Annotated in this window: 21 protein-coding genes and 1 tRNA gene; 4 read left to right on the top strand and 18 right to left on the bottom strand. The window is 57.9% G+C overall.

Going from position 1 to position 23,679, the window contains the following annotated elements; all coding sequences use genetic code 11:
- Positions 1-77 precede the first annotated feature (77 nt).
- The 6 genes from rplI to rnr form a co-directional block, all read right to left on the bottom strand.
- Positions 78-524, bottom strand: coding sequence for a 50S ribosomal protein L9 (gene rplI / locus MDHKLMBL_RS18420; protein WP_008176379.1), 447 nt, complete (start codon positions 522-524; stop codon positions 78-80).
- A 20-nt stretch (positions 525-544) separates the two neighbouring features.
- A complete protein-coding gene (locus MDHKLMBL_RS18415) occupies positions 545-1,411 on the bottom strand; it encodes a hypothetical protein (protein WP_008176381.1) in 867 nt (288 codons plus the stop codon).
- Positions 1,412-1,437: 26 nt separating this feature from the next.
- Positions 1,438-1,668 (bottom strand): 30S ribosomal protein S18, encoded by a 231-nt coding sequence (rpsR, locus tag MDHKLMBL_RS18410; protein WP_007154918.1) that lies wholly within the window; start codon positions 1,666-1,668, stop codon positions 1,438-1,440.
- A gap of 25 nt (positions 1,669-1,693) precedes the next feature.
- A complete protein-coding gene (rpsF, locus tag MDHKLMBL_RS18405) occupies positions 1,694-2,110 on the bottom strand; it encodes a 30S ribosomal protein S6 (RefSeq protein ID WP_008176389.1) in 417 nt (138 codons plus the stop codon).
- A gap of 243 nt (positions 2,111-2,353) precedes the next feature.
- On the bottom strand, positions 2,354-3,091 hold the full coding sequence (gene rlmB, locus MDHKLMBL_RS18400; protein ID WP_053114591.1) for a 23S rRNA (guanosine(2251)-2'-O)-methyltransferase RlmB: 738 nt from the start codon (positions 3,089-3,091) through the stop codon (positions 2,354-2,356).
- A 15-nt stretch (positions 3,092-3,106) separates the two neighbouring features.
- Positions 3,107-5,683 carry a ribonuclease R gene (rnr, locus tag MDHKLMBL_RS18395; protein ID WP_104271869.1) on the bottom strand — a complete coding sequence of 859 codons (2,577 nt, stop codon included), beginning with the start codon at positions 5,681-5,683 and terminating at the stop codon, positions 3,107-3,109.
- 251 nt (positions 5,684-5,934) lie between these two features.
- Here rnr and MDHKLMBL_RS18390 point away from each other — a divergent pair.
- Positions 5,935-6,021 (top strand) — tRNA-Leu (locus tag MDHKLMBL_RS18390).
- A gap of 128 nt (positions 6,022-6,149) precedes the next feature.
- On the opposite strand, the gene MDHKLMBL_RS18385 is transcribed toward MDHKLMBL_RS18390, so the two are convergent.
- The 5 genes from MDHKLMBL_RS18385 to mpl all read right to left on the bottom strand — a co-directional run bounded on the left by MDHKLMBL_RS18385 (position 6,150) and on the right by mpl (position 13,324).
- The gene (locus tag MDHKLMBL_RS18385) at positions 6,150-8,033 is read right to left on the bottom strand and encodes a hypothetical protein (RefSeq protein ID WP_104271866.1); all 1,884 of its coding nucleotides are present in this window, start codon (positions 8,031-8,033) and stop codon (positions 6,150-6,152) included.
- Between the two features lie 115 nt (positions 8,034-8,148).
- On the bottom strand, positions 8,149-9,891 hold the full coding sequence (locus MDHKLMBL_RS18380; protein WP_104271864.1) for a protein adenylyltransferase SelO: 1,743 nt from the start codon (positions 9,889-9,891) through the stop codon (positions 8,149-8,151).
- Positions 9,892-9,973: 82 nt separating this feature from the next.
- On the bottom strand, positions 9,974-11,113 hold the full coding sequence (locus MDHKLMBL_RS18375) for an acyl-CoA dehydrogenase family protein (protein WP_008176400.1): 1,140 nt from the start codon (positions 11,111-11,113) through the stop codon (positions 9,974-9,976).
- 122 nt (positions 11,114-11,235) lie between these two features.
- On the bottom strand, positions 11,236-11,883 hold the full coding sequence (locus MDHKLMBL_RS18370) for a flavin prenyltransferase UbiX (RefSeq protein ID WP_014576138.1): 648 nt from the start codon (positions 11,881-11,883) through the stop codon (positions 11,236-11,238).
- 46 nt (positions 11,884-11,929) lie between these two features.
- The gene (gene mpl / locus MDHKLMBL_RS18365; protein WP_104271861.1) at positions 11,930-13,324 is read right to left on the bottom strand and encodes a UDP-N-acetylmuramate:L-alanyl-gamma-D-glutamyl-meso-diaminopimelate ligase; all 1,395 of its coding nucleotides are present in this window, start codon (positions 13,322-13,324) and stop codon (positions 11,930-11,932) included.
- 155 nt (positions 13,325-13,479) lie between these two features.
- Here mpl and MDHKLMBL_RS18360 point away from each other — a divergent pair, with 155 nt between their 5' ends.
- Positions 13,480-14,742 (top strand): 6-phosphofructokinase, encoded by a 1,263-nt coding sequence (locus tag MDHKLMBL_RS18360; RefSeq protein WP_104271859.1) that lies wholly within the window; start codon positions 13,480-13,482, stop codon positions 14,740-14,742.
- Positions 14,743-14,830: 88 nt separating this feature from the next.
- Here MDHKLMBL_RS18360 and MDHKLMBL_RS18355 read toward each other — a convergent pair whose 3' ends face one another.
- Together MDHKLMBL_RS18355 and MDHKLMBL_RS18350 are read right to left on the bottom strand one after the other, a co-directional pair.
- Positions 14,831-15,085: a GrxA family glutaredoxin gene (locus MDHKLMBL_RS18355; RefSeq protein ID WP_104271856.1), complete on the bottom strand. Its 255-nt coding sequence runs from the start codon at positions 15,083-15,085 to the stop codon at positions 14,831-14,833.
- 120 nt (positions 15,086-15,205) lie between these two features.
- Positions 15,206-17,332 carry a methyl-accepting chemotaxis protein gene (locus MDHKLMBL_RS18350; RefSeq protein ID WP_104271853.1) on the bottom strand — a complete coding sequence of 709 codons (2,127 nt, stop codon included), beginning with the start codon at positions 17,330-17,332 and terminating at the stop codon, positions 15,206-15,208.
- A gap of 60 nt (positions 17,333-17,392) precedes the next feature.
- On the opposite strand from MDHKLMBL_RS18350, the gene MDHKLMBL_RS18345 reads away from it, so the two are divergent.
- Positions 17,393-17,836 (top strand): YqaA family protein, encoded by a 444-nt coding sequence (locus MDHKLMBL_RS18345; protein ID WP_041644973.1) that lies wholly within the window; start codon positions 17,393-17,395, stop codon positions 17,834-17,836.
- Here MDHKLMBL_RS18345 and MDHKLMBL_RS18340 read toward each other — a convergent pair.
- Positions 17,776-19,221, bottom strand: a complete 1,446-nt coding sequence (locus MDHKLMBL_RS18340) for an ABC1 kinase family protein (RefSeq protein ID WP_104271848.1) — start codon at positions 19,219-19,221, stop codon at positions 17,776-17,778. The genes MDHKLMBL_RS18345 and MDHKLMBL_RS18340 overlap by 61 nt on opposite strands.
- A 252-nt stretch (positions 19,222-19,473) precedes the next feature.
- Here MDHKLMBL_RS18340 and MDHKLMBL_RS18335 point away from each other — a divergent pair, with 252 nt between their 5' ends.
- Complete coding sequence (locus tag MDHKLMBL_RS18335; protein WP_104271845.1) at positions 19,474-20,565, top strand: GGDEF domain-containing protein; 1,092 nt, start codon at positions 19,474-19,476, stop codon at positions 20,563-20,565.
- Position 20,566: 1 nt separating this feature from the next.
- Here MDHKLMBL_RS18335 and lipB read toward each other — a convergent pair whose 3' ends face one another.
- Genes lipB through MDHKLMBL_RS18315 form a run of 4 tightly spaced genes read right to left on the bottom strand, consistent with a single transcriptional unit; the run spans position 20,567 to position 23,627 of the window.
- Positions 20,567-21,205, bottom strand: a complete 639-nt coding sequence (lipB, locus tag MDHKLMBL_RS18330) for a lipoyl(octanoyl) transferase LipB (protein WP_014576131.1) — start codon at positions 21,203-21,205, stop codon at positions 20,567-20,569.
- A gap of 5 nt (positions 21,206-21,210) precedes the next feature.
- A complete protein-coding gene (locus MDHKLMBL_RS18325) occupies positions 21,211-21,480 on the bottom strand; it encodes an HP0495 family protein (RefSeq protein WP_008176421.1) in 270 nt (89 codons plus the stop codon).
- Between the two features lie 30 nt (positions 21,481-21,510).
- On the bottom strand, positions 21,511-22,677 hold the full coding sequence (locus MDHKLMBL_RS18320) for a D-alanyl-D-alanine carboxypeptidase family protein (protein ID WP_041644971.1): 1,167 nt from the start codon (positions 22,675-22,677) through the stop codon (positions 21,511-21,513).
- A 56-nt stretch (positions 22,678-22,733) separates the two neighbouring features.
- Positions 22,734-23,627, bottom strand: coding sequence for a septal ring lytic transglycosylase RlpA family protein (locus MDHKLMBL_RS18315; protein WP_104271841.1), 894 nt, complete (start codon positions 23,625-23,627; stop codon positions 22,734-22,736).
- Between the last annotated feature and the right edge of the window lie 52 nt (positions 23,628-23,679).

Here is a 23,679-nt window from a genome sequence, read left to right as displayed (position 1 = left end):
CCTCTAAAGAGGCAGTGGGGCCACCAGCGTATTACCAGAGCCGGGGCAACCCCAGCACCGTTTCCAGAGAAAACGGCTTACTCGGCAACAACCGCCAGCTTGACGCTTACTTCAACGTCGGAGTGCAGCTGAAGCTCAATCTCGTACTCGCCAGTCACCCGGATCGGGCCTTCCGGCAGACGAACTTCGCTCTTCTCTACTTCGGTACCACCGGCAGTGATCGCGTCAGCGATGTCGCGCACACCGATAGAACCGAACAGCTTGCCTTCTTCACCGGCCTTGGAGCTGATGGTGAAAGCGGCACCCTCGAGGGCCTCGGCGCGGGCCTGGGCAGCAGACAGCTTCTCAGCAGCTGCTTTCTCAAGCTCGGCACGACGCTCTTCGAACGCCTTCAGGTTTGCTTCAGTGGCAGGTACAGCCTTGCCATAAGGAAGCAGGAAATTACGACCGTAACCGGCCTTAACCTTTACCTTGTCACCCAGGGAGCCAAGGTTTGCAACTTTCTCGAGCAGAATAACTTCCATCTCGTTAACCTCTTCGTGCTTTATTCAGCCGGCCCGGCAGGGCTTATACGCCTCCGGATATCCAGCCAGCTATCCACAAAAGCCAGAACCACTAACAGAATCATCAGGCTTGGGCCCAAAAGGATCAGCGCTACATAAAACATCGCCAACCAGTTCCCACTGAGCTTTTTCAAACCAACAACGCCGTGTACCAGTGCCAGGCTGGCCAGGAACAGCGGTGTTCCCGCAGCCCAGGCAAGCAACATGGAATTCAGCCCGAGGATCGGACCAACCACCATGGTCACTGCACACAACACCGCAATCGGCGCCGACAGCCGCAGGCTATGGAATTCCTTGCGGAACCCACCGGGGTTATAAAGCCCCGCCTGCCAGGACCGCGCCAGCATGGTCATGCCCACACCCGTTGCCAGGTAGGTGCCGGCCATACTCGCGTTCATCGTGTCGCGGATAACCCTGTCGAGGTCATCGCCGAGACTCTGCGCGATTTCGGCATTGTACTGTTGGTAAAAGCTCACCCCGGCCTGGACCAGATCATCCAGCAAGCCCGGGTAGACCACAGGCAACATCAGGCCTGTGACGATTGCGAGAAAACTTCCCGCAAGCAGGGCTTTTTCCCAGGACTGCGTGGTTCTGATCAGCGACGCCATGAGCATCACCTGGAGCAATACAGCCAGAGCGGTCGGGTCCTGCCCGAAAATGCTCCAGCCAAGCGCCGGAAGTAATGCCCAGAGCCCGATATTGAGCCCCTGGCTGATGCCAAGCCTGAGAATAACCAGGCCGACAACGGCTGCGCCAATCCAGAACAACAAGGGCACTGCAGTCGTGACTGCTGCTACCCCGCCGGCCTGGAAGGGACCGCGCATTACATACTGTGCAAGTGCACGCATGGTCCCAAGTCCTGTGTTTCTGTTACTTAGTTATCGTGGCTGTCCGAGTACGGCAGCAGTGCCAGGTAGCGGGCACGCTTGATAGCGGTAGCCAGCTGACGCTGATAACGTGCTTTGGTGCCGGTGATGCGGCTGGGCACGATTTTGCCGGTTTCAGTGATGTAGCCTTTCAGGGTGTCCAGATCTTTGTAATCGATCTCCTTAACACCCTCTGCCGTGAAGCGGCAGAACTTACGACGTCTGAAAAAACGAGCCATAACTTAACTCCTCAACTCCGGTTAATTACTCTTCTTCGTCCTGGGTTTCAGCACGCTGACGTGGCTCGTCAGATTCGGCTGAACGACGCGGGCGATCATCGCCGCCACGACGGTCTTCACGGGACTCGGAAGCTTTCATCGGGGACAGGTCTGTATCCGCACCATCACGGCGCAGGATCATGTCGCGGATGATTGCATCGTTGAAACGGAAGTTGTGAGTCAGCTCGTCCATCGCGGCCTGTGAACATTCAACGTTCATCAGTACGTAGTGAGCCTTGTGAATCTTGTTGATCGGGTATGCCAGGTGACGACGGCCCCAATCTTCCAGGCGATGTACCTTGCCGCCATCTTCAGTGATGACGCCGGTATAACGCTCGATCATCGCGGGCACCTGCTCGCTCTGATCCGGATGTACCATAAAAACGATTTCGTAGTGACGCATGAGTTCTCCCTACGGTTTAAACAGCTTCCTTTTTACCGGCACGGCGTTGAACCCGCGACCGACAAACATGAAAGCAAGGAGTTGACAGCTGCTGCTGCCGGTTTCTTTTTGCTTTATCAATAAGGCTTTACAAGAAAGGCTTGATCAAAAGCTTGGCCCGGTTGCCTGCAATCAGGCAATACAAAACCACCCCTTAAAAAAGGGGTCACATATTCTAGGCGGGGAAGGCCCTGTGTGCAAGGGTTAACCAAGCCGCTGGCGCAGTGCTTCGTATAGGCAAACACCCGTAGCCACAGAGACGTTGAGGCTGTCTACGTGGCCGAGCATGGGAATATTGATCAGCTGATCGCAGTGCTCGCGGGTGAGCCGGCGCATACCCTTGCCTTCGGCGCCCATCACCAGCGCTACCGGCCCCTTGAAATCAGCCTGGTAAAGGGTGGCGTCCGCCTCACCGGCGGTGCCAATCAGCCAGACACCCTGATCCTGCAAACTGCGCAGAAAGCGGGCAAGGTTGGTGACCCGCACAAAGGGCACCGTCTCGGCAGCCCCACAGGCGACCTTTCGGGCAACCGGCGTCAGTGACGCAGACTTGTCCTTGGGCACGATAACCGCCTGAACACCAACAGCATCGGCGGTGCGCATACAGGCACCAAGATTGTGAGGATCGGTTACGCCATCAAGTACCAGCAGGAACGGCGGTTTGTCACTGGCGGCCAACTGGGCCAGCAGATCATCTTCGGTCCATTCCCGGCTTTCACTGACAGCCGCCACAACACCCTGATGTACACCGGACACCCGCTCATCAAGCTCCTTCCGGTGCACGACCTTCCATTTCACCCCAAGGCTGTCCAGGGTATCGGTAATGCTCTTGACCCGCTTATCCTGCCGGCCGGTCTGGATCCAGACCTGCTGAAGACGCTCAGGCTCGCGCTTGAGGACAGCCTCAACCGCGTGCCAGCCAAACACAAACTCTCCGGACACTGGTTCTGATTCCTGTTACTTGCCTGATTTTCGCGGCTTGGCTTTCTTGTCGTCTTTGCCAGCGCCACTGCCCTTCTTGCCTTTTTTCAGGGCAAGTTTCGCAGCCTTTGCAACCAGCTCATCTCTGGCAGATGGCGTTTCATTATCATCGAAGGCCTCAGGCCCCTTTTTCTTCGATGACGCCGACGCCGGGCGTTTCCTCGGGCGCTTCAGGCCAGGCTCGCCGGATGATGCACCCTTCTGGCCAGGCTTGGCTCTGCCGGGCGGCTTGCCACCTTTGCCGGGGCCGCGCTTGCCCTTTCCTCGCTCGCCTTTATCTGGAACCTTGAGCGCGTCGCGATCTGCCTGTCGATGCACGGGCTCGCTGATCAGCTCCAGGTCGATCTTGCGATCTTCCATTCCAACCCGAACGACTTTCACACGGACCTCATCACCAAGCCGGAAGCTCATTGCCGTGCGCTCACCGATGAGGCGATGCTTGGCTGAATCGTGATGGAAGAAGTCACCGCTGAGCGTCGACACATGCACCAGCCCCTCTATGTAGACGCCAGAAAGCTCCACAAAGAAACCGAAGGGCACAACGGACGCAATGACACCGTCGTACTCCTCACCGACATGATCACTGAGGTACTCACACTTCAGCCAGGCCATGACGTCACGGGTGGCATCATCGGCACGGCGCTCTGCCATCGAGGTGTGCTCACCCAACTGCTCCATCCGGGCCATATCGTAAGGATATTCGGCAAGCTCGGGATCCGGCTTCGGTGGCGGAACCACATCCTTGGAAGGCTGCCCGCCGTGAATAACCGACTTGATGGCCCGGTGATTAATGAGGTCCGGATAACGCCGGATCGGCGACGTAAAGTGGGCATAGCCTGCATAGCCAAGGCCAAAATGGCCACCCTCTTCCGGACTGTAGACGGCCTGGCTGAGCGAACGCAGCATAACCGTCTGTATCACATTGGCATCCGAGCGGTCCTTGATACTGTTCAGCAGCTCCTGATAGTCCGCAGACGTGGGGCTATCGCCACCACCCAATTGCAGACCCAGCTCACCCAGGAACAGCCGCACTGCATTAAGTCGCTCTTCTGACGGGCCATCATGGACCCGGTAGAGTGCCGGCAGTTTGTGTTTTTTTAGGAATCGCGCTGTGGCAACGTTCGCACACAGCATGCACTCCTCGATGATCTTGTGGGCGTCGTTGCGCTGCACCGGAACGATCTCTTCTATCTTCCGGTCGGCGTCAAACACAATCTTGGTTTCGGTGGTTTCGAAGTCAATTGCACCACGATCGGTACGGGCCTTGCGCAACAACTGGTAGAGGCCATAAAGATTGTGCAACTGCGGGAGCACGTTGGCGTATTGCTCACACAGCTTGTAGCCCTGTTCGGTGTCCGGGTGCTCCAGCATGGTGCTTACCTTGTTATAGGTAAGCCGAGCATGACTGAACATGACCGCTTGATAAAAACTGTAGCTGCTGATATTGCCCGCGGCGCTGATGGTCATATCGGCCACCATGCAGAGGCGGTCGACCCCCGGGTTCAGCGAACACAGGCCGTTGGACAGCTTTTCCGGCAGCATTGGCACAACGTGATCCGGGAAATAAACCGACGTACTGCGGTTTACCGCCTCTTCGTCCAATGGTGTACCTGGACGGACGTAGTGGGAAACATCGGCAATCGCAACCAACAGACGATAGCCACCACGGGCCCTTGGCTCGCAATACACGGCATCATCAAAATCCCGTGCCGTCTCGTCGTCGATCGTTACCAGCCTGAGATTGCGGATATCCTTCCGATTGACCTTGTCTTTTTCAGTGACTTCTTCCGGAATTGCGGCTGTTTGCTCACCCACGGCGGGCGGCCAGCTATGGGGAATGTCGTAGGAACGAATGGCAACGTCAATCTCCATTCCCGGCGCCATATGCTCTCCCAGCACCTCAACAACCTTGCCCAATGGCTGGGTGCGTACGGTAGGCTGACGAACAATATCCACCACCACGTATTGGCCATGACGGGCGTTGCCGCAATTTTCCTGGGGAATGAGTACCTCATGGTTGATCCGCGCATTTTCCGGAACCACGAAGCTGATACCACTCTCCTGGAAAAAACGCCCTACTGTCTGGCTGGTCCGGTATTCAATAACCTCGACAATCACACCCTCACGTCGACCGCGGTCATCCACCCGATCTACCCGGGCAGCCACCCGGTCACCGTGAAACACCTGACGCATCTGGCGGGCTGTAAGGAACAGGTCGGAACCGCCATCGTCCGGCACCAGAAACCCGAAGCCATCCTTGTGTCCGATCACGCGACCGGTAACCAGATCCGCTTCTTCAATGGGCAGGTAGGCGCCACGGCGATTGCAGATCAGTTGTCCATCCCGGCACATGGCGATCAAACGCCGCCGAAGGGCTTCAATACCCTCTTCCGAAGACTGACCAAGCTCGGAACACAATGTTTCATGTGTTGCGGGAGCCCCGCGATCCGTGAGATGCGAGAGGATAAATTCCCGGCTTTGAATAGGATTATCGTATTTTTGGGCCTCACGGCTGGCGTGAGGATCCCGGTCGTTTTTCTTCCTGGAAACCATTCGGATCCTTGTCCTGAGGCTGCACCAACGCGGCACAGTATAGATTCGTTTGCAACGAGTATAACGTTGGGATGGAGGTCCTGCCTATCAACCTGCCCGGAATAGGCATAAATACCTGCCATTCTTTTTGCGAAAAAATGTTTGACAGCCCAGGCCGGAATTATTAAAGTACGCGCCATCGGTTGAGGCACACACCTCAACGTTGGCAGAAACGTTTAGTTTTCAACAAGCTAAGGTTCTGCAAATCACCTGCCGAGGTGGTGAAATTGGTAGACACGCTAGCTTCAGGTGCTAGTGGGGGCAACCCCGTGGAGGTTCAAGTCCTCTCCTCGGCACCATTTCCTCCCTCAGGAAGTGGTAAATTGGCCAACCGGCCACATGTTAAATCCCTTTGAATCACAGCCAACTCTTTTAACTCCCTTGCACGCGCTCCCTGCAGCCAGAAAAGAATCCGGTTCAATTTTGCCTATTCCAGCAGTTCAACCAGATACTCAGACAAACGCTGGTAGCTATACTCCACTCGCGCATACGCGGAGCTGGGAATGCCCTCGAACTCGCGGCCACAGTCACCGCTCGCATTGTATCGTGTCAGGTAGGCATCACGAATAAGATTCGGTTGTTCAGCAACGAAGCCCGGCCCGCCTGCTGTCGGGTAATTCATCACCCACTCGAAACTGCCATCCCCGGTTACCCTGTCTAGCCCAAGACGATCGGGATCAAGGAATCCGTATCGCAGCAGTCGAAGATCCGGTTGCTCCGGGCCGGAAAACTCCCTGCGGTCGAATTCCAGGACGGTATCGGTAAAACCCTCGGGCTGAGGGTCGTAGCCCGAAAACTGGTAAGGCTGAACGCCAGTGACAACCTGATTCGCGCCCACGGCATCCTCTTGCGGGGTACAGTTACTGATGCCGACCGCAAACGTAACGGCCTCCACCTCACTGCCCTGCTCTGAAAGCCGATAACCCGGAAAGACAGAAGACGAATTCGCCATGTCCGGAACCAGCGTGCGGGTCTTGCCGGTGCCATACTCTGCAACCAGCTCGGCCAGCTCACCACTGTCCTTTGTCCAGCTGTAGGTTACCTCGGCGTTACCGCCGAGTTCAGTCGAGCCTGCTGAAATCCCGCGATACTGATGGCAGGTGGTACTGGTTTCGAAATAGGCACGGCGGTTGTCCCAGTCGAAAATCAGACGTTCATCCGTTCCGTCTTCATCGAAATTCAAGCGGCTCTGCTCCGACAGTGCGGCAGAGGGTAGCCACTGGGTGTGCAGGTTCGCCATATAACCATTTACACCAATCAGGCGCGCCAACTCCGGCATGGACGGTGACAGACAGCCATTCGCCGAGACGGATAGCAGACGCCCGCTCTCACTGTAATCGAAGGCCAGCTCGGCGGAGATCTGCAGGCCTGAACGATTGGCAGGCAGGGTGTCCTGGCTGGAAGGCTCGGCGTATACCTTCTGGCCGGTGAGCAGCACAGGATCGCTCAACTCCACATCCACTTCGGGCAGGGTCAGGGCGTCGGCATCGACATTGGCAAAGTCACCCTGAGCAGCAGTATCGACCACCGCAATAACGTCCGCGGCATTCTGAATCAGAGAGACGCCCAGCAGAAACGCCGCTTCCCTGCTCAGGAATCGCTCCGTGCCGTCACTGTTCTCTGCTGCCAGCAGGTCGTTGTAGGCCTCGGGGATCTGACTGGCCATGAATCTTGCCAATGCCCTGGCGTAGGCGTGTGAGCGGTCGTCCTGGGCGAGAATGTAATCCCGCACCAGATTCAGGTCCGCCAGGCTGGCAGCAACGCCAGATGGCGTTTCCAGGAACGAACCCAGCCCGACAACGCCCCGGTAACGGGCCAGTGTTGTCAGTGGCGTGATATTGCGGACACCGGGAGGCGCCGACATCAGATAGGCGCTGGCCACCGGCACCTCGCCGTTGCGCGTTTCCTCGAAGGTTTTACCCGGCAGGGCGACTGCATGTAACGGATAGTCCCTGGGATCCAGGTCCGGGCCCACGGAAGGGGGTAGAACCAACTCCGAGATGTCGATTGTGAAACGGCCACCGGTACCGCTCATTGCCGTGGGCTCACCCGAGGCAAGGGTGACTTCTGCCCCGTTATCCAGTTCGATGACCAGGGGCCCCGGCGTAAACTGGCTGTCGCCATCCATATCCAGCCAGACCCGGGCGTTGTTCAGGTATCCGTCGATAACCTTGCCGGTATAGGGCGCCGGCTCACTGTACTCCACACCATCAAAATCCCGCCCGTCCACGGGCAGTTCATCGGATTCCTCGCCGCAACCGGCCAGAGCGAGGGAGAGAACAGACACAGAGAAACCTATCAGGCGTTTCATCGCGGCAACCGTTTATCCTTGTTAGAGGTTGTGCCGCTACTTTAGGGGATGTGGTGATCGGAGACCTTGATAGGTTTGGCAATTTGTAAAGTTTGGTAACCAGACGGGACACTCGTCACGACGAACAGCTGTAATGGGAAAACCCGCCGAGATCGAACAGCTCGAAAGGCTTCAGACGGTTGTAGCGATGCTCAACCCCATCCGATTGCTCGTCATAGGGTTGATTCAATACTTTTTGCAGTTCCCTCAGTGGCAGATAATCACCGTCAGCAGCTTGCTGATAAGCCGGAACTACGAACCACTCGCGCATGGTGTATTTTGGGTTCACGAGTTTCATGTCCCGGGAGAGCTCCTCGCGGAGCCGGGAACCGTTGCCCGCTCCGTCGATTCCAATCTGGCATTTCCACTTGGCAAGCCATTCGGACCACCGCTTGAGCAGCCCTTCCGAATCAGCCCCTCCCGCTTCATCCAGTGACCTGTAAAAGCTCTGCTTTAGTGGCTCAATATCGTCGGGTACCGAGGACAGCTCACGAAAGAAGATGGTGTAATCCACCGGGGTGCGGGTCATCAGCATCACCAGCTCCCGGAAGAGTTCGGCGTCAAAACCTTTCAGCCCCAGTTTCGCTGACCACATCCGTTCCATTTCCGCCTGCATCACCTCCGAAAAACCCTTCTGAATCTCATCGAGCTGAGCCAGTTCCTCTTCATGGCCATTGAGCAGTGGACGGAGGGCCGAGCAGAAACTCTTGAAGTTCTGCTCAGCGGCCGCCGGTTGATTAAGGAAGGCAAAGTGTTGTCCGCCACCGGTCCACGGTTGATAAAACGGCTCAAACACTTCGCAGAAGCCGAAAGGCCCGTAGTCCAGTGTGAAGCCGCCAGCGGCGCAGTTGTCGCTGTTGAAATTGCCCTGGCAATAGCCGACTCGGATCCAGTTTGCGACCAGCGAGGCAAGGCGGCCGCGGAACGCCTGTGCAAGCATGACGACTTTTGTGGGAGTTGCGACCGTCTGGTCAATGACCCAGCTGTACTCCCGATCAATCAGGTGCAGCACCAGCTGTTCGAGCTCTTCGATCGCTCGAGGGTGCTCTTGTTTTCTGGCCCTGCGACCAAAGAGTTCAAGCTGGCCAACCCGGATGAAGGAAGGCGCAACACGGGTGGAAATGGCAACCGGCTCAGAAACGAGCTGGTCGGGGTCCCGGGAATGGGAGCCCTCGGAGTACCAGGGACGTCGCACCCGCTCTGTTTTCGAGACATAGAGACTCAGTGATCGCGAGGTTGGCACACCCAGGGCGTGCATGTGCTCTTGCGCCAGGAATTCACGAACGCTGGAACGCAGAACGGCGCGGCCATCGCCACCGCGACAATACGGGGTCTGCCCGCCACCCTTGAGCTGCATTTCCCAGCGCCGACCGCTGAAAACGGCTTCGAGTACCGAAATGGCACGACCGTCTCCGTAGCCGTTGCCGGTCTGAAACGGGCACTGTTGGGTGTATTCGTTGCCGTAGATGGAAAGCGCGTAGCCAGAGGCCCAGCCCAGTTTTCGCATCGGCTCCGGTACAAGCGAGAGGTCGCCGGAGAACATCCGGATGAAGTCGTCGGACTGGGCCAGGCTGTCGGCAAAGCCCAGTTCGCGGAACAAATCCTCACTGTGGGCAACGTATTCAGGGGTTTCGATGGCCGTGGGCCTGACCGGCACATAATGTCCCGAAAAGACCTGCCTTGGCCGATGGTCAACACCATCAGACGTGGCGTCAGGATCAGGGGTAAGATGATCCATCAGCGAATAATCGGCCATCGGTGCAAGTTCTTCGAGGTTGGTCACTTCGAAACGGGGTTCTCGCGACAACGGCTTGTTCATCTGTGCCTCTCCTGATCAAAGGAAACGGGCAGTGTTAGCACTGCCCTCACTTGCCCTTATGACCAGCTCCCGTAGCGAGGGTTCAGAATGAACGGGCAACGATTTCCTTCATGATTTCATTGGTGCCGGCGTAGATCCGCTGCACCCTTGAGTCCGCCCAGGCCCGTGCGATCGGGTATTCCCACATGTAGCCGTAGCCGCCGTGAAGTTGAACACACTCATCCATCACTTTGCACTGCAGGTCTGTGGTGAGCTGCTTCAGCATCGCCGCGGTGGGGATGTCGAGCTTCTTGTCCAGATGCAGCTCCAGGCACCGATCGGTGAACACCCGGGCAGCGGTAATTTCCGCCTTCATTTCCGCCATCTTGAAGCGGGTATTCTGAAACGCAATCACCGGCTTTCCGAAGGCGTTGCGCTCCTTGACGTAATCCAGGGTCCACTGCCAGGCGGCTTCGGCTGCGGCAACAGCACCGAGGGCCACCTGAAGGCGCTCGGCTGCCAGCTCCTGCATCAGCTGGAAAAAGCCCTGGCCTTCGCCCGGGCCGATCAGATTCTTCTCAGGTACTTTCACATCCTGGAAGAACAGCTCGGAGGTGTCCTGGGCCTTCATACCCACCTTGTTCAGGTTCTGGCCTTTCTCGAAACCTTCCCACGCGGTTTCCACCATGAACAGGCTGATGCCTTTGGCGCCTTCCTTGGGATCGGTCTTGGCAACAACAATAACCACGTCAGCAAGCTGGCCGTTAGTGATGAAGGTCTTGGAACCATTCAGCACGTAATGATCGCCGTTTTTCACCGCCGTCGTTTTCACGCCCTGCAGGTCCGAGCCGGCACCCGGCTCCGTCATGGCAATGGCACCAATCATTTCGCCGCTGGCCAGTTTGGGCAGATAATGATTTTTCAGCTCGTCGGAGCCGTAGTTGAGCACGTAAGGTGCAACAATGTCAGAGTGCAGGCCCCAGCCTATGCCCGTCAAGCCGGCCCTGGCTACCTCTTCGATCAACACCGCGCTGTACCGGAAATCCGCGCCGACACCGCCAAACTCTTCCGGCAGGCATGGGCAAAGGAAGCCCAGCTCACCAGCTTTCTGCCAGAGCTCGCGGCTAACCTGGCCGTCCTTCTCCCACTGATCATGGTAAGGCGTTGCCTCCTGCTCCAGGAACTTGCGGACAGAATCGCGAAAGCCTTCAAGGTCGGCGTCGAAGAGAGTGCGTGGAATCATGGTGAACCTCGGTGAATAACCTGTGTTGTGATTGTCGTTCACCAAGTCTCTGCCCGGAGCCCGGTTTGCTCAATGATGAAAAGCATCAATCGGGCTGGCCAAAACCATCGCTTAGAACAGCCTCAGCCCTTGCGCTTGTCCTCGGCCCGGGCTTCGCCCCATCGGGGCATCAGGTCCTGCGGCAGGTTCAGATGATCAAGGATCCGGGCAACAATAAAATCCACCAGATCCTCAAGCGACTGGGGCTTGTGGTAGAAGCCGGGACTCGCCGGCATGATGACAGCACCCATCCGGGTCAGTTTCAGCATATTCTCCAGATGCACCTCGGAGAAAGGTGCCTCCCTGGGGACCAGAATGAGCGTACGACGCTCTTTCAGCGCAACATCTCCGGCCCGCTCAATCAGGTTGTTACTGGCACCGGTCGCCAGGGCCGAGAGCGTTCCGGTACTACAGGGGCAGACCACCAGTGGCGCTTTCTCCCCGGAGCCGGAAGCCGGCGGTGCAAACCAGTCTTCCCGACCAAACACCAGAACCTGCCCCGGTTCAGCGCCCGAGTAGGCAGACAATGTTTCCTGCATCGCCGGCGGCGTTCCCGGCAGTTTCAGATCGGTTTCCGTGGCGATCACCACCTGCGCAGCCCGGCTGACCATCACATTCACCCGGCAGCCTGCTGAGACCAGGCACTGCAACAGGCGCAGGCCATACTGGGCACCGGACGCGCCAGTGAAGGCCAGGTTAACGGTCGTTGGCCGGTTATGGTCGTTGGTCATGAATATCGCCACTTGTCAGTCAGGGGGAGTCGCCGGTTGCGCCGGATCAGCCACGGATACGCTCAAGCTCGGCAATAAGTTTACCGTGAATACCACCAAAGCCGCCGTTGCTCATGATCACAATGTGGCAGGGGCTGGGAAGATCTTCCAGGGTGCGCGCCAGCAAATCTTCCACTGTAGCCTCCACCCGGTGTCGATCGGAGCCGGCATTAAGCGCCTGCCAACCGGCAATCAGTTCGGGCAGCCACTCCATGTCATTCAGGTTCGCCCACAGAACCCGGTCCGCGATTTCCGCGCTGGGCAGCAGTGTCTGCTGGTGGACGCCCTGCTTCATGGTGTTCGAACGAGGCTCGATCAATGCCAGGATAGGTTCATCACCCACTTGGTTGCGCAAGCCCTCAAGTGTGGTGGCAATAGCCGTGGGATGGTGGGCAAAGTCGTCGTATACGCGCACCCCGTCTATGTCCGCCAGCAACTCCATCCGCCGTTTGACGCCGGAGAACCGGCACAGGGCGGCCACCGCATGGTCTGGGGTGACGCCCACGTGACGTGCGGCAGCAATGGCAGAAAGAGCATTGCGGACGTTATGAAGACCGGTCTGATCCCACTTCAGCGTTGCCACCGGCTGTTCGTGGTGAATCACCAGAAACCGGCTGCCATCCTCCGACAGCAGCTCGGCCCGCCAGTCCGACATGCGCGGGGTCTCACTGCCAATCGCGGTGTCCTGGACCGGGCTCCAACAGCCCAGTGCCAGGGCATTATCCAGGTGGCCATCCACCGCGGGACGGATAATCAGGCCCTGGGAAGGGACCGTCCGGACCAGATGATGGAACTGCCGCTCGATGGCCTCGACGTTTTCGAAGATATCGGCGTGATCAAATTCCAGATTATTCAGGATCAGGGTATGGGGGCGGTAATGGATGAACTTGGAGCGCTTGTCGAAAAAGGCGCTGTCGTACTCGTCTGCTTCGATTACAAAAAAGTCGCTGTTGCCCAGACGCGCCGACACGGGAAAGTCCCGGGGAACACCGCCAACCAGGTATCCTGGTTCAAACCCGGCCTGATCCAGGATCCAGAGCAGCATGGACGTGGTTGTGGTCTTGCCGTGGGTACCGGCTACCGCCATGACCCAACGGTGCCTGAGCACCTCGCGGCTCAGCCACTCGGGCCCGGACATGTAGTCGATATTGCGGTTGAGCACCGCTTCGACTTCCGGATTGCCGCGGGACATGGCGTTACCGATGAGCACCAGGTCCGGTTTCGGCTCCAGGTGATCCGGGCTATACCCTTCCATCAGACTGATACCCTGAGCCTCCAGCTGGGTGCTCATGGGTGGATAAACACCCTGATCGGAGCCTGTCACCGTATGGCCGAGTTCCCGGGCCAGAACGGCCAGGCTGCCCATGAAAGTGCCACAGATTCCGAGGATATGAATGTGCATTCGGCAACTGCCCTCTGAGTTGAAACCCGACAAGCCTCCCGTATCCGCCCCACCCCGTCAAGAGCCACGCTATCCGCAATCCTGCTCATGAAAATTGCCGTCGATTGGCGTATCATCTGCGCCATTGTCGAACCAGCAGGAGGCTCCAGCCCGAGATGGCCATCAAAAATGCATTCTACGCTCAGTCCGGCGGTGTCACCGCCGTCATCAATGCCAGTGCCTGTGGCGTCATCCAGACCGCCCGCAAGCATCCGGACAAAATCGGCAAAGTATTTGCCGGACGCAACGGCATTATCGGGGCGCTGAAGGAAGAACTGATTGATACCAGCCTCGAAAGCGACGATGCCATCCAGGCACTGATTCACACCCCGGGCGGCGCCTTCGGCTCCTGCCGTCACAAGCTCAAGAACATTTCCGAGAACCGGCGCGAGTACGAACGCCTGATCGAGGTGTTCCGGGCCCACGACATTGGCTACTTCTTCTACAACGGCGGTGGGGATTCACAGGACACCGCCTACAAGGTTTCCCAGATCGCCGACAAGATGGGCTACCCCATTACCTGCATCGGCGTGCCCAAGACCGTGGACAACGATCTGCCGTTCACCGACTGCTGCCCGGGCTTCGGGTCGGTTGCCAAATACATTGCCACGTCCACCCTGGAAGCCAGCCTGGACATCAAGTCCATGTGCGAAACGTCCACCAAGGTGTTTATCCTGGAAGTCATGGGTCGCCACGCCGGCTGGATTGCCGCATCCGGCGGTCTGGCCGGACAGGGCGAGGGCGAACCGCCCCACGTCATCCTGTTCCCGGAAATCCCTTTTAATCGCGACGCCTTCCTTGAGCGCGTGGATCATTGTGTGAATGAATATGGCTACTGTGTAGTGGTGGCCTCCGAAGGTGCCCAGTACGAAGATGGTCGCTTCCTGGCGGACGCCGGAGCCAAGGACGCGTTTGGCCACACCCAGCTGGGCGGTGTTGCTCCGGCTCTGGCCAATATGGTCAAGCAGGCCCTGGGCCATAAATACCACTGGGCCGTTGCCGACTACCTTCAGCGCAGTGCCCGCCACATTGCCTCCGCCACCGACGTGGAGCAGGCCTATGCGGTTGGCAAGGCCGCCGTGGAAATGGCACTCGACGGCAAGCAGGCTCTGATGCCCACGATCGTCCGCGAACAGGGCAAACCTTACGTCTGGAAGATCGGTGAGGCCCCGCTGAGCGAAGTGGCAAACCAGGAGAAAAAGATGCCGATCCACTTCATCACCGACGATGGCTTTGGTATCACCCAGGACTGCCGGGACTACCTGGAACCTCTGATTGCCGGTGAGAGTTTCCCGCCATTCGATAACGGCCTGCCGCGTGTTGCCAAACTCCAGAACACACTGACCGAGAAGAAACTGAAGACCGAGTTCCAGCTGTAAACGAACGAACAGCGTACCGGAAAGCAAAAAAGCCTGACAGAGTAGCTCTGTCAGGCTTTTTCATTGTTCAGACACTACACGCAGATGGCTAGCGGGCCAGCTCCGACTGCTGGTCGCGCATATAGGCGTAGAACTGATCAAACCCACCCACGTACCGGTTGCCCACCAGAATCTGCGGCACGGTATAAACCGGCCGGCCAATCTTGTCCGCGATATCCTGCTTGCTCATGCCCTTCTCGATCATATCTACCCAGACGTAGGGAATGTTCTTGGCCTCACACAGGCGCTTTGCCTGCACGCAGAAACCACAACTCGAGCGGCCATAAATCGTGACCTGCTCCATAAACACCTCCCTAAAGTCTCTGACTGTATGTTTCGGGACTGAAATCCTATGGCTGAATGATGGCACGGCGCACGCTAATTTAAAATTGATGCTTTGAATCGCCACCATAGTAGCCGCCCATCATGTCCTCAGGCGACCGAGCTCCCGCTCCAGAACCTGCACTTCATTGTCCAGGGCCTGGCCACTGCCTTTGACGCGACCAGCAAGTTCCCGGAGATCGTTGGCGGCGTCACCGATATGAGTGAGGTTGCGATTGATTTCCTCGCTTACCGAGCTTTGCTCTTCCGCTGCGGTAGCCACCTGGGTCACGTGTTCGACAATGGTTCCGATCCGCTCGACAACCGTGGCCAGAGAATGGGCCGCCTCCTGGGTGCCATCCACCGCCGAGGTGGCGCGATCAACACCGCTCTGGATCACCGAAACCGCCCCGTTCACATCCTGCTTGAGACCGTCGATCATGGTGCTGATTTCATCGGTGGATTCCCGCGTCCGGGAGGCAAGGGTTCGGACCTCATCGGCGACAACGGCAAAGCCGCGCCCCTGCTCACCGGCCCTTGCCGCCTCGATGGCGGCGTTAAGCGCCAGCAGGTTGGTCTGTTCTGCGACGCCACGGATGACATCCAGGATCCGGTTGATGTCCTCACTGCGATTGGCCACCTGGCCGATCGCAGTGCTGGCCTCGCCCATATCATTGGCCACCGCGCTCACACCGTTGACTGCGGACGACAAGGTGTCCTGGGTAAAGCGGATGCCGTCCTGGGCCATCCGGGCGTTGTCCGCCGCCTCGCCCGCAAATCCCGCGACCTCACCGGCAGCGACAGACATTTCATTCATGGCGGTCACCACGCTGTCGATGTCCTGATGTTGCCTGCCGGTCTGCTCATCGGTCTCAACCGCAATACTTCCGACATCCCTGGCCTGTTCGCGGACCTTGGCGTTTACATCCTTCAGGTCGTTGATCATCTCTCTCAGCCTCGCCAGGAAGGCATTGAATCCGCCAGCCAGCTCGATCAGCTCGGCGTGGGTGTCGATTTCCAGCTCACGGGTAAGGTCCCCTTCGGCACTGGCCAGGTTCTTCATGCGATCCCGGATCTCATCCAGCGGGCGGGTCACCGAGCGGACCAGGAGAACGAGGGCGACAACAGCAAGAACCACGACACCGATGCCTACCAGGGTCTGGCGGGTCGCGGTCGCGGCCACTTCGTCTGACAGCAGGCCCGTGATTTCGGAAACGCTGGCAAGCGCGGCATCTCTTGGCAGTTCAATCAACAACGACCACTCGGCATCGGGCAGACTGATTTCGACGGGATAGGCCACGGCCAGGGTCTGGCCGTCATCGAAGGTCCCCCCACCCTGATGCAGTCCTGAGAAGGTATCGCCATGCTCCGGCAAAGCTTCCTGGAGGGGCCGACCAAGATGAGCCTCATAATGACTGGATGCCGCGATAAGACCCTGCTCGCTGATCAGCGTGACCCGGGACTTGCCATCGAAAAGCTCCTGACTGACGCCACCAATGGTTTTCTGAAGTGTCGAGAGGTTGATATCCACACCGGTGACACCCGCAAAGGTGTCACCGTCCACGATGGGTACCACCAGACTGGTCATTAGCTCCGAATAGCCCTCACTGATTTCGTACTCATACGGCTCCATAATGCAGGGTGCTTTGGTGTCCCTTGAACAGAGATACCATTCGGCTTCCCGGATTCCATATTCGTTTCTGCCATCGAGGTATTTCACGGAAGGATCCTCCGTTCGGCTAAATACAACGTTGCCGTCCGGATCACGGTAATAGTAAATTTCCAGGGTTCCTTCGTCGCTGCTGTGTTCTTCGACACCGCCTGTAAAATAGCGATCCTGGCCGTCATAACCGTCTGGCTCGAACTGGGCATAGATCGAACTCAGGCTATCCTGTTCCTCAAGCACCGCTCCAATGGTTTCCTGGAGGGCCGACCGGCTGATACGACCTGAGCTGTCGGACTGAATGTTGCGGGTAATAACATTGCTCACCACTTCCGGGGTCCGAAAGGCGGTAGCAAACTGACCACTGACCAGCTCACCATACTTGCCTGCGGTAGCGCCGAGCTGGTCCATCACGATACCCTGCACCGTATCCCGAGTTTCAACCGTCATCCGCTTCTCCATCGCGCCGAGAGACAGCTGGGCAGTCACCACGATACTGATACCCATTATCAGAAGCAGGGACACAACGAGGGCGTAGAGCTTGAAGCGGAGCGATAACTGTTTCATGGTGAAGGCGGACCTGCGGGGAGTTGGAGGTTCAATCTATTTTAGAGCACGGAGGGGCCGGTGGCCTACCTGACGCTATTTCTGACCGCGTTCGCCGCTGCCACGCTGCTGCCCGCTTACTCGGAAGTTCTGCTGGGCACGCTGATAACACAGGGTTACTCCTGGTGGTGGCTGTGGTTCTGGGCAACACTGGGTAACACGCTGGGCTCGGTCGTTAATGGAGTTATCGGCCGGCAGGTAGATCGCTTTAAGCATAAACGCTGGTTTCCGATCAGCGAGATGCAATTGCACAAGGCGAGGAACCGCTTTAACCGTTATGGCCAATGGTCTCTGCTGATGGGCTGGCTGCCTCTGGGCGGCGACGCGCTGACCCTGGTTGGCGGGATCATGCGCGTGCCGTGGCTCAATTTTGTGATACTGGTAGGAATTGGCAAGGGGGCCCGCTACGCCTTTGTGCTCTGGCTCGTCGCGGAGGCGTCCGGTGCATCGTCACCTTCACCGTAGAGGTATTTCCGAAGCAGCGGCTCGCCGTTAAATTCGGAATTCAGAACCGCAACGAATGTGTAGACCCCGATCAGTTTACGGTTAAGGAACACGAACTCCTTCGGAGGCACCCGGAAATAGCGACTAATCGCCGACCGGGCCGCCTGACGCGCCACCCGGGACGGCAGTTCACTCTGTTTCCAACGATACTGGCCATGGCTGTTTACTGCATAGTCTGGCCAGGAATCCTTGTCGCTGGAGAGCGGTTCAAGCACCGACATGCAGACCTGGCCAAACTTCTCCAGTACCTCCTCCGGCCATTCGGTGCTCATGAAACGCAGTTTCACGCCACCATCGATTACCGCATCGAGATCGTTCTCGTAGGATGCCCTGATCATCTGGATGACCGGTTTGAGAAACTCGTCCGAGTAGGACTGCACGGCGCCGAAATCGAGGAGGACGATACGGTCGTACCCCGGGTCATCCCCTTCCTCCCCGGCAATCCGGATGCGGTAGTTGCCGAAATTGGGATCGGTCTGAATTTCGCCCCAGATGAACAACTCCCGGAAAAACAGCTCCAGGGCGGCCTTGCCAAGGGCACTGCGACGTTCCAGCGGGAGGTCCCTGACCGACTGGGAACTGACCGAATGCCCGTGTTCGTAGGTTGAACAAATAACGTGCTCGGTTGAAAACTCCGGCAGGACCCTGGGCACAATGAACCTCGGATCCGATGCCAGCATGTTGCGGAATTTCTCGGTGGTCTTCGCCTCAAGGCGATAGTCCACCTCGCGATGCATCATCTGCCGGACTTCCTCCAGCCAGTCATTGAACTCGGGGCCAAAACTGACCAGCCTGGCCACTCGCAGCAACTGGGCGACAGCATTCAGGTCGCTGTCTACCGCGTCAGCAACGCCCGGGTATTGCACCTTCAGCACCAGCTCCAGGCCGTCACTGCGGCGCCAGGCCCGGTGGACCTGCCCCAGCGACGCAGCGCCAATAGGCTCGGGCTCTACATCCAGTTGCGCCAGACGCTCCGCGCCCAGCTCGTCTTTCAGCACACGTTCGATAGCCGGCCATTCCAGAGAAGTGGTCTGATCTTCCAGGGTGTGGAGCGCTTCGGTGACTTCCTCGGGCAAAAAATGCTCGCCGTACAGAGCCATAACCTGGCCAATCTTGACCACGCTGCCCTTTAACTTGCCCAGTTCATCCACCAGGAACCGGGCCTGGCTCGAAAGCATGGCGCGGTGACGTTTTTCCCGGTTTTCCCGAGTGCTGAACCAGTTGGTTGCCATGTGTGAGGCCATACGGGTACCGGCAAACAACCCGGCACGGGTCAGACTCAGCCTGCGCTCGAAACTGCCTGTCTTGATGCGGGAAACCGAATTTCCTGAACGTCTGGAAGACATAGTGACCTGTTCGGATCAGAGAATTTCACCACGTTTGGCGGCTTACACCATTATACGGATAGTCAGGGGAGCTGACCTAACCGAGTCGACCGGCCTGCCGCGGCCACGGGGCCAATGCGCCAGCCCCGTTGCCGGTTTACATCTGCACAACCGGATCGTTTACGTTTCGACACAGTTTCCGCCGGGAAACCGGTCTAATATTTCTAGATACGTAAGGTCCAACAACGACTATCACAACAACAAGATCTGAAAATGCCGCAAACAGCAAGAAAAACGCCGGATACGGAGCTGTCGCAGTTCCGGGTCAAGGGCGAGATTCCTGTCCCGATCCTGATCAACTGGCTGACCGCTGTTGCCGTGCCCCTGCTCTGTTTCTTTGCCTGGCGCTCCAGCCTGCAGAACGACCCGATCACGCCGCCACTTCTGGTTGGCTTTGCCGTTCTTCTTGCCGTCAACTCTGTGAGCTACCTGCTCTTCGGTAACAAGACCCTGCAGCGTCGCGGCTTCATAACCCTGATTACGGTGCTGTTCACCTACCTGGCTATCAACGCGGTAGAGGACGGTTCCGCCATTATCTGGTTGTTTGCCTACCCGCCCATCATTTTCTACATCAGCGAATCCCGGGTTGGGGTGCTCGCCTGCTGTGGCGGGTTCGCCGCCGTCATCTTCCTGTTCAGCCCACTGGGGAATTTCCTGTTCGAGCCGCCGCACAGCACCAGTTTCAGAATCACCATGATAGCGGTGCTGGGTTTTGAAATGGTCACCTGTTACATCCTTGACCAGAGCCGTCGACGCAGCAAGCTGGGGTTGCTGAAGCTGGCCGCGGAATTCGAGTATGCCGCCAAGCACGATGCCCTGACCGGCCTGGCCAATCGCCGCGAAGCGCTTGAGCAACTGGACATCGAGTATCAGCGCTATCTTCGCAACGCCCGGCCCTTTTCGGTGCTGCTGATGGACATTGACCTGTTCAAGAGCGTTAACGACAACTATGGGCACCATGTGGGTGACGAATTGATCATTCTGGTGGCCAGGACCCTTCGGGAACAATGCCGCAAAGTTGATACGCTGGCCCGATGGGGCGGTGAGGAGTACCTGGTTCTGCTGCCCGAAACCAATACCGGGGAGGCGCTGGCATCCGCAAACCGGATCCGTGAAGCTTTTGCCGCCAGATCCGTAAGCACGGAGGAGGGCCCGATTCAGGCAACCATCAGTGTGGGGGTGGCGTCGATCCGTGGCTCGGAATCCATCGATCGCCTTCTGCAGCGGTCAGACGAAGCCCTGTATCGGGCGAAATCCGAGGGACGTAACCGCGCATGCGGTTACGAGAATGAAGCCGCGGCCTGAGCTACCAGCCCTCGCGGAAATCGACATCGTGGTGGGCCAGGCCACTGACCAGCTGCTGCGACAACCGCTGCTGCACGTCAGCCAGTGTCACACCGGGAACAAAGTCGCGAACCTGACACATGGCCATTCCGGCATAGCCGCAGGGGTTTATGCGCTGAAAAGGCTCCATGTCCATATCCACATTCAGCGCCAGGCCATGAAAGGAACAACCCCGGCGAACCCTCAGTCCGAGCGAGGCAATCTTGGCGTCGCCCACGTAAACGCCCGGGGCGTCCGGTCTCGGAGCGGCCTCAACGCCCAATTCTGCGAGCGTGCGGACGATGGCCTGTTCGATCTCGTCCACCAGAGAACGTACACCAAGTTTTTTGCGAGTCAGATTGATCATCAGGTAAATCACGAGCTGGCCGGGACCGTGGTAGGTCACCTGCCCGCCCCGATCCACCGGGATCACCGGGATGTCGCCCGGGGCAAGAATATGTTCGGCCTTCCCCGCCTGGCCCTGGGTATAAACCCGCGGATGCTGCAAACACCAGAGTTCATCCGCCACACTGTCATCGCGGTCAGCGGTGAAGGCTTTCATGGCCTCCCAGGTTTCCAGATAGGGCTGCTCACCCAGGGATCGGACAATCAGGTCAGGCATCAGGCTCAGAGCACCATGTGTACGCGGCCACTGGCCTTGAGATCTTCGAACAGGGCCTTCAGTTGCGCTTCACCCGTGGCCACAATCTTCAGTTGAACCGAGGAAAACCGGCCTTTGCTGCTGTCGTTAACGGTGATGTCGGTCTCGCTGATTCCGGGGGCATGCTGCTCCACAACCTCGACCACAAACTCGGTGAAATCCGGGGCCGCATTGCCAATCACCTTGATCACATAGTCGCAAGGAAACTCAATTTTTGGTGCTTTCGGCTCACTCATGCCGTTTTACTCCCCGGGATCAACATCACCCTACTGAAATAACTGAACGAAAAAGAGCTTGATGGCGTCCCAGATGCGTTTGAAAAAGCCACCTTCGGGAACCTCGGTCAGGGCCAACACCGGCTGATCAACCAGTACCTCGCCGTTATAGGAGACCTTGACCCGTCCCAGCTCGTCCCCAACTTTAATGGGTGCCTTGATCACAGAATCAAGGTCGACCGTCGATTCCAGATCGTTTCGTGAACCCCGTGGAATGGTCACGTAGACATCCTCGGTCATGCCAACGGAGAGCTGATCAGCCTGACCGCCCCAGACACGGGCTTCGATGAGCTCCTGGCCCGACCGGAACAGGCGTTCGCTCTCATAGTAGCGGAAGCCGTAGTTCAGCATTTTCTGGATTTCCTGGGCCCGTGCTTCTGAACTGTTAGTGCCCATAACCACGGCAATAAAACGGGTGTCGTTGCGTTTGGCAGAGGCAACAAGGCAATAACCCGCCTCCTCGGTATGGCCTGTTTTCAGGCCGTCGACACTGTCATCGCGCCAGAGCAGACTGTTCCGGTTCGGCTGGCGAATGTTGTTGTAGGTGAAATGTTTTTCAGCGTAGAGCGGATAGTTCTCCGGGTAATCGTTGATGATCGCGCGGGCCAGCATCGCCAGGTCATACGCTGTTGAGAAATGCTCCGGCGAGGGCAGGCCGGTCGCGTTCACAAAATTGGTGTCTTTCATTCCCAGCAGCTGGGCCTGCTGGTTCATGATGTCAACGAAGGCTCCTTCACTGCCTGCAACGAATTCCGCCAGGGCAACAGAGGCGTCGTTGCCCGACTGAATGATGACCCCCCTGAGCAGATCTTCGACCGAAACCTGGGTGCCTTCCCGAACGAAGGTGCGCGAACCTTCGGTCTTCCAGGCATTGACGCTGATGGGAACCATGTCGGACATGGCAATGCGGCCCTCATCAAGCTCACGCTCGACAATATAGGCCGTCATCATTTTGGTCAGACTGGCCGGAGGCAAACGCTCGTGGCTATTCTCCTCCATGATGATCCGTCCGCTCTTGGGATCCATCAACACGTAGGAGCTGCCGGCAATCTGCGGCGGCGACGGAATCAGCACCGACTGGGACATTGCCTTGCCTGTCAGGGCAAGCATCAGCACAAGGACAACGGAGAGAGTTCGAAAAGCAGAGTTTAAGGCCATGGGTCCATTCATTCGTCGTTAAGTGTATTTTTTTAAATATGTCGTGTTCGGCTTATTCAGTGCGTATCGGTCAGCAGGATGGACTGATCGAAACCACGGGCTTCCAGCAGGCTTTGGGTACGCCTGGCGCTGTCTTCGTCATTGAAGGGGCCCACCTGAACCCGATGGAAGCGCCCCGCGGAGGTATCCACTGCCCGAACGCGCATCGGGTTCTCCAGCACCGCCCTCACCTGGCTGAGCAGTTTTTCAGCCGGATCCCGGCTGCTGAAGGACCCCAGCTGCACAAACAATGACCGGTTGGTCATGGCCATGTCACCGCTTGCCTCCACCCGGCTTTCAGCGTATCCGGCCGGATCTCCCGGGGAATAAGGCTCGCCGGCAATGAACATGGCGCCATCCGGCCTGACGGTGATAGCAGCCACCTCCACACGGGCCGTGCCCCTGGCCTGGTACCCCAGCTTCTTGGCAGCGGCGTATGACAGGTCGATGATCCTGTCGCTGTGAAAGGGACCGCGGTCGTTGACACGGACAATCACCGAGCGACCGTTATCAAGGTTCGTTACACGTGCATAGCCGGGGATCCGCAGGGATTTGTGCGCGGCGGACATGGTGTACATGTTAAAGGTTTCGCCGTTGGAGGTCTTGTGGCCATGAAATTTCTCGCCGTACCAGCTCGCCGTACCCCGGGCGACATAACCGTCGTTGCTGTCGAGCACGTGGTATTGCTTGCCCCAGACCTGGTAGGGCGATTTATTGCCCGCCCTCCTGGGGGCCTCGTAAACCGGAACCGCATCGTCAAGACCGGACACATCGAAGTTACCCGAAGGGGCCCTGTCGGTTGCCAGGGTATAGCGGGACGAATGGTCCGTTTCCGGGGCCGACGCGCAGCCGCCGAGTATCAGCGACACAACCACCGACAGCAGGAAGGAGAATGAGGGCTTGCAGTTCACTGTCCGGAATTCCTCTTGACTACACTGGCCACCGGTATCAGGTTCCCGATGG

The organism is Marinobacter flavimaris (assembly GCF_002933295.1).
GTDB classification, from domain to species: Bacteria; Pseudomonadota; Gammaproteobacteria; order Pseudomonadales; family Oleiphilaceae; genus Marinobacter; species Marinobacter flavimaris.
Note: the sequence above shows the minus strand (reverse complement) of the source record. Positions and strands in the feature narration are given on the sequence as shown.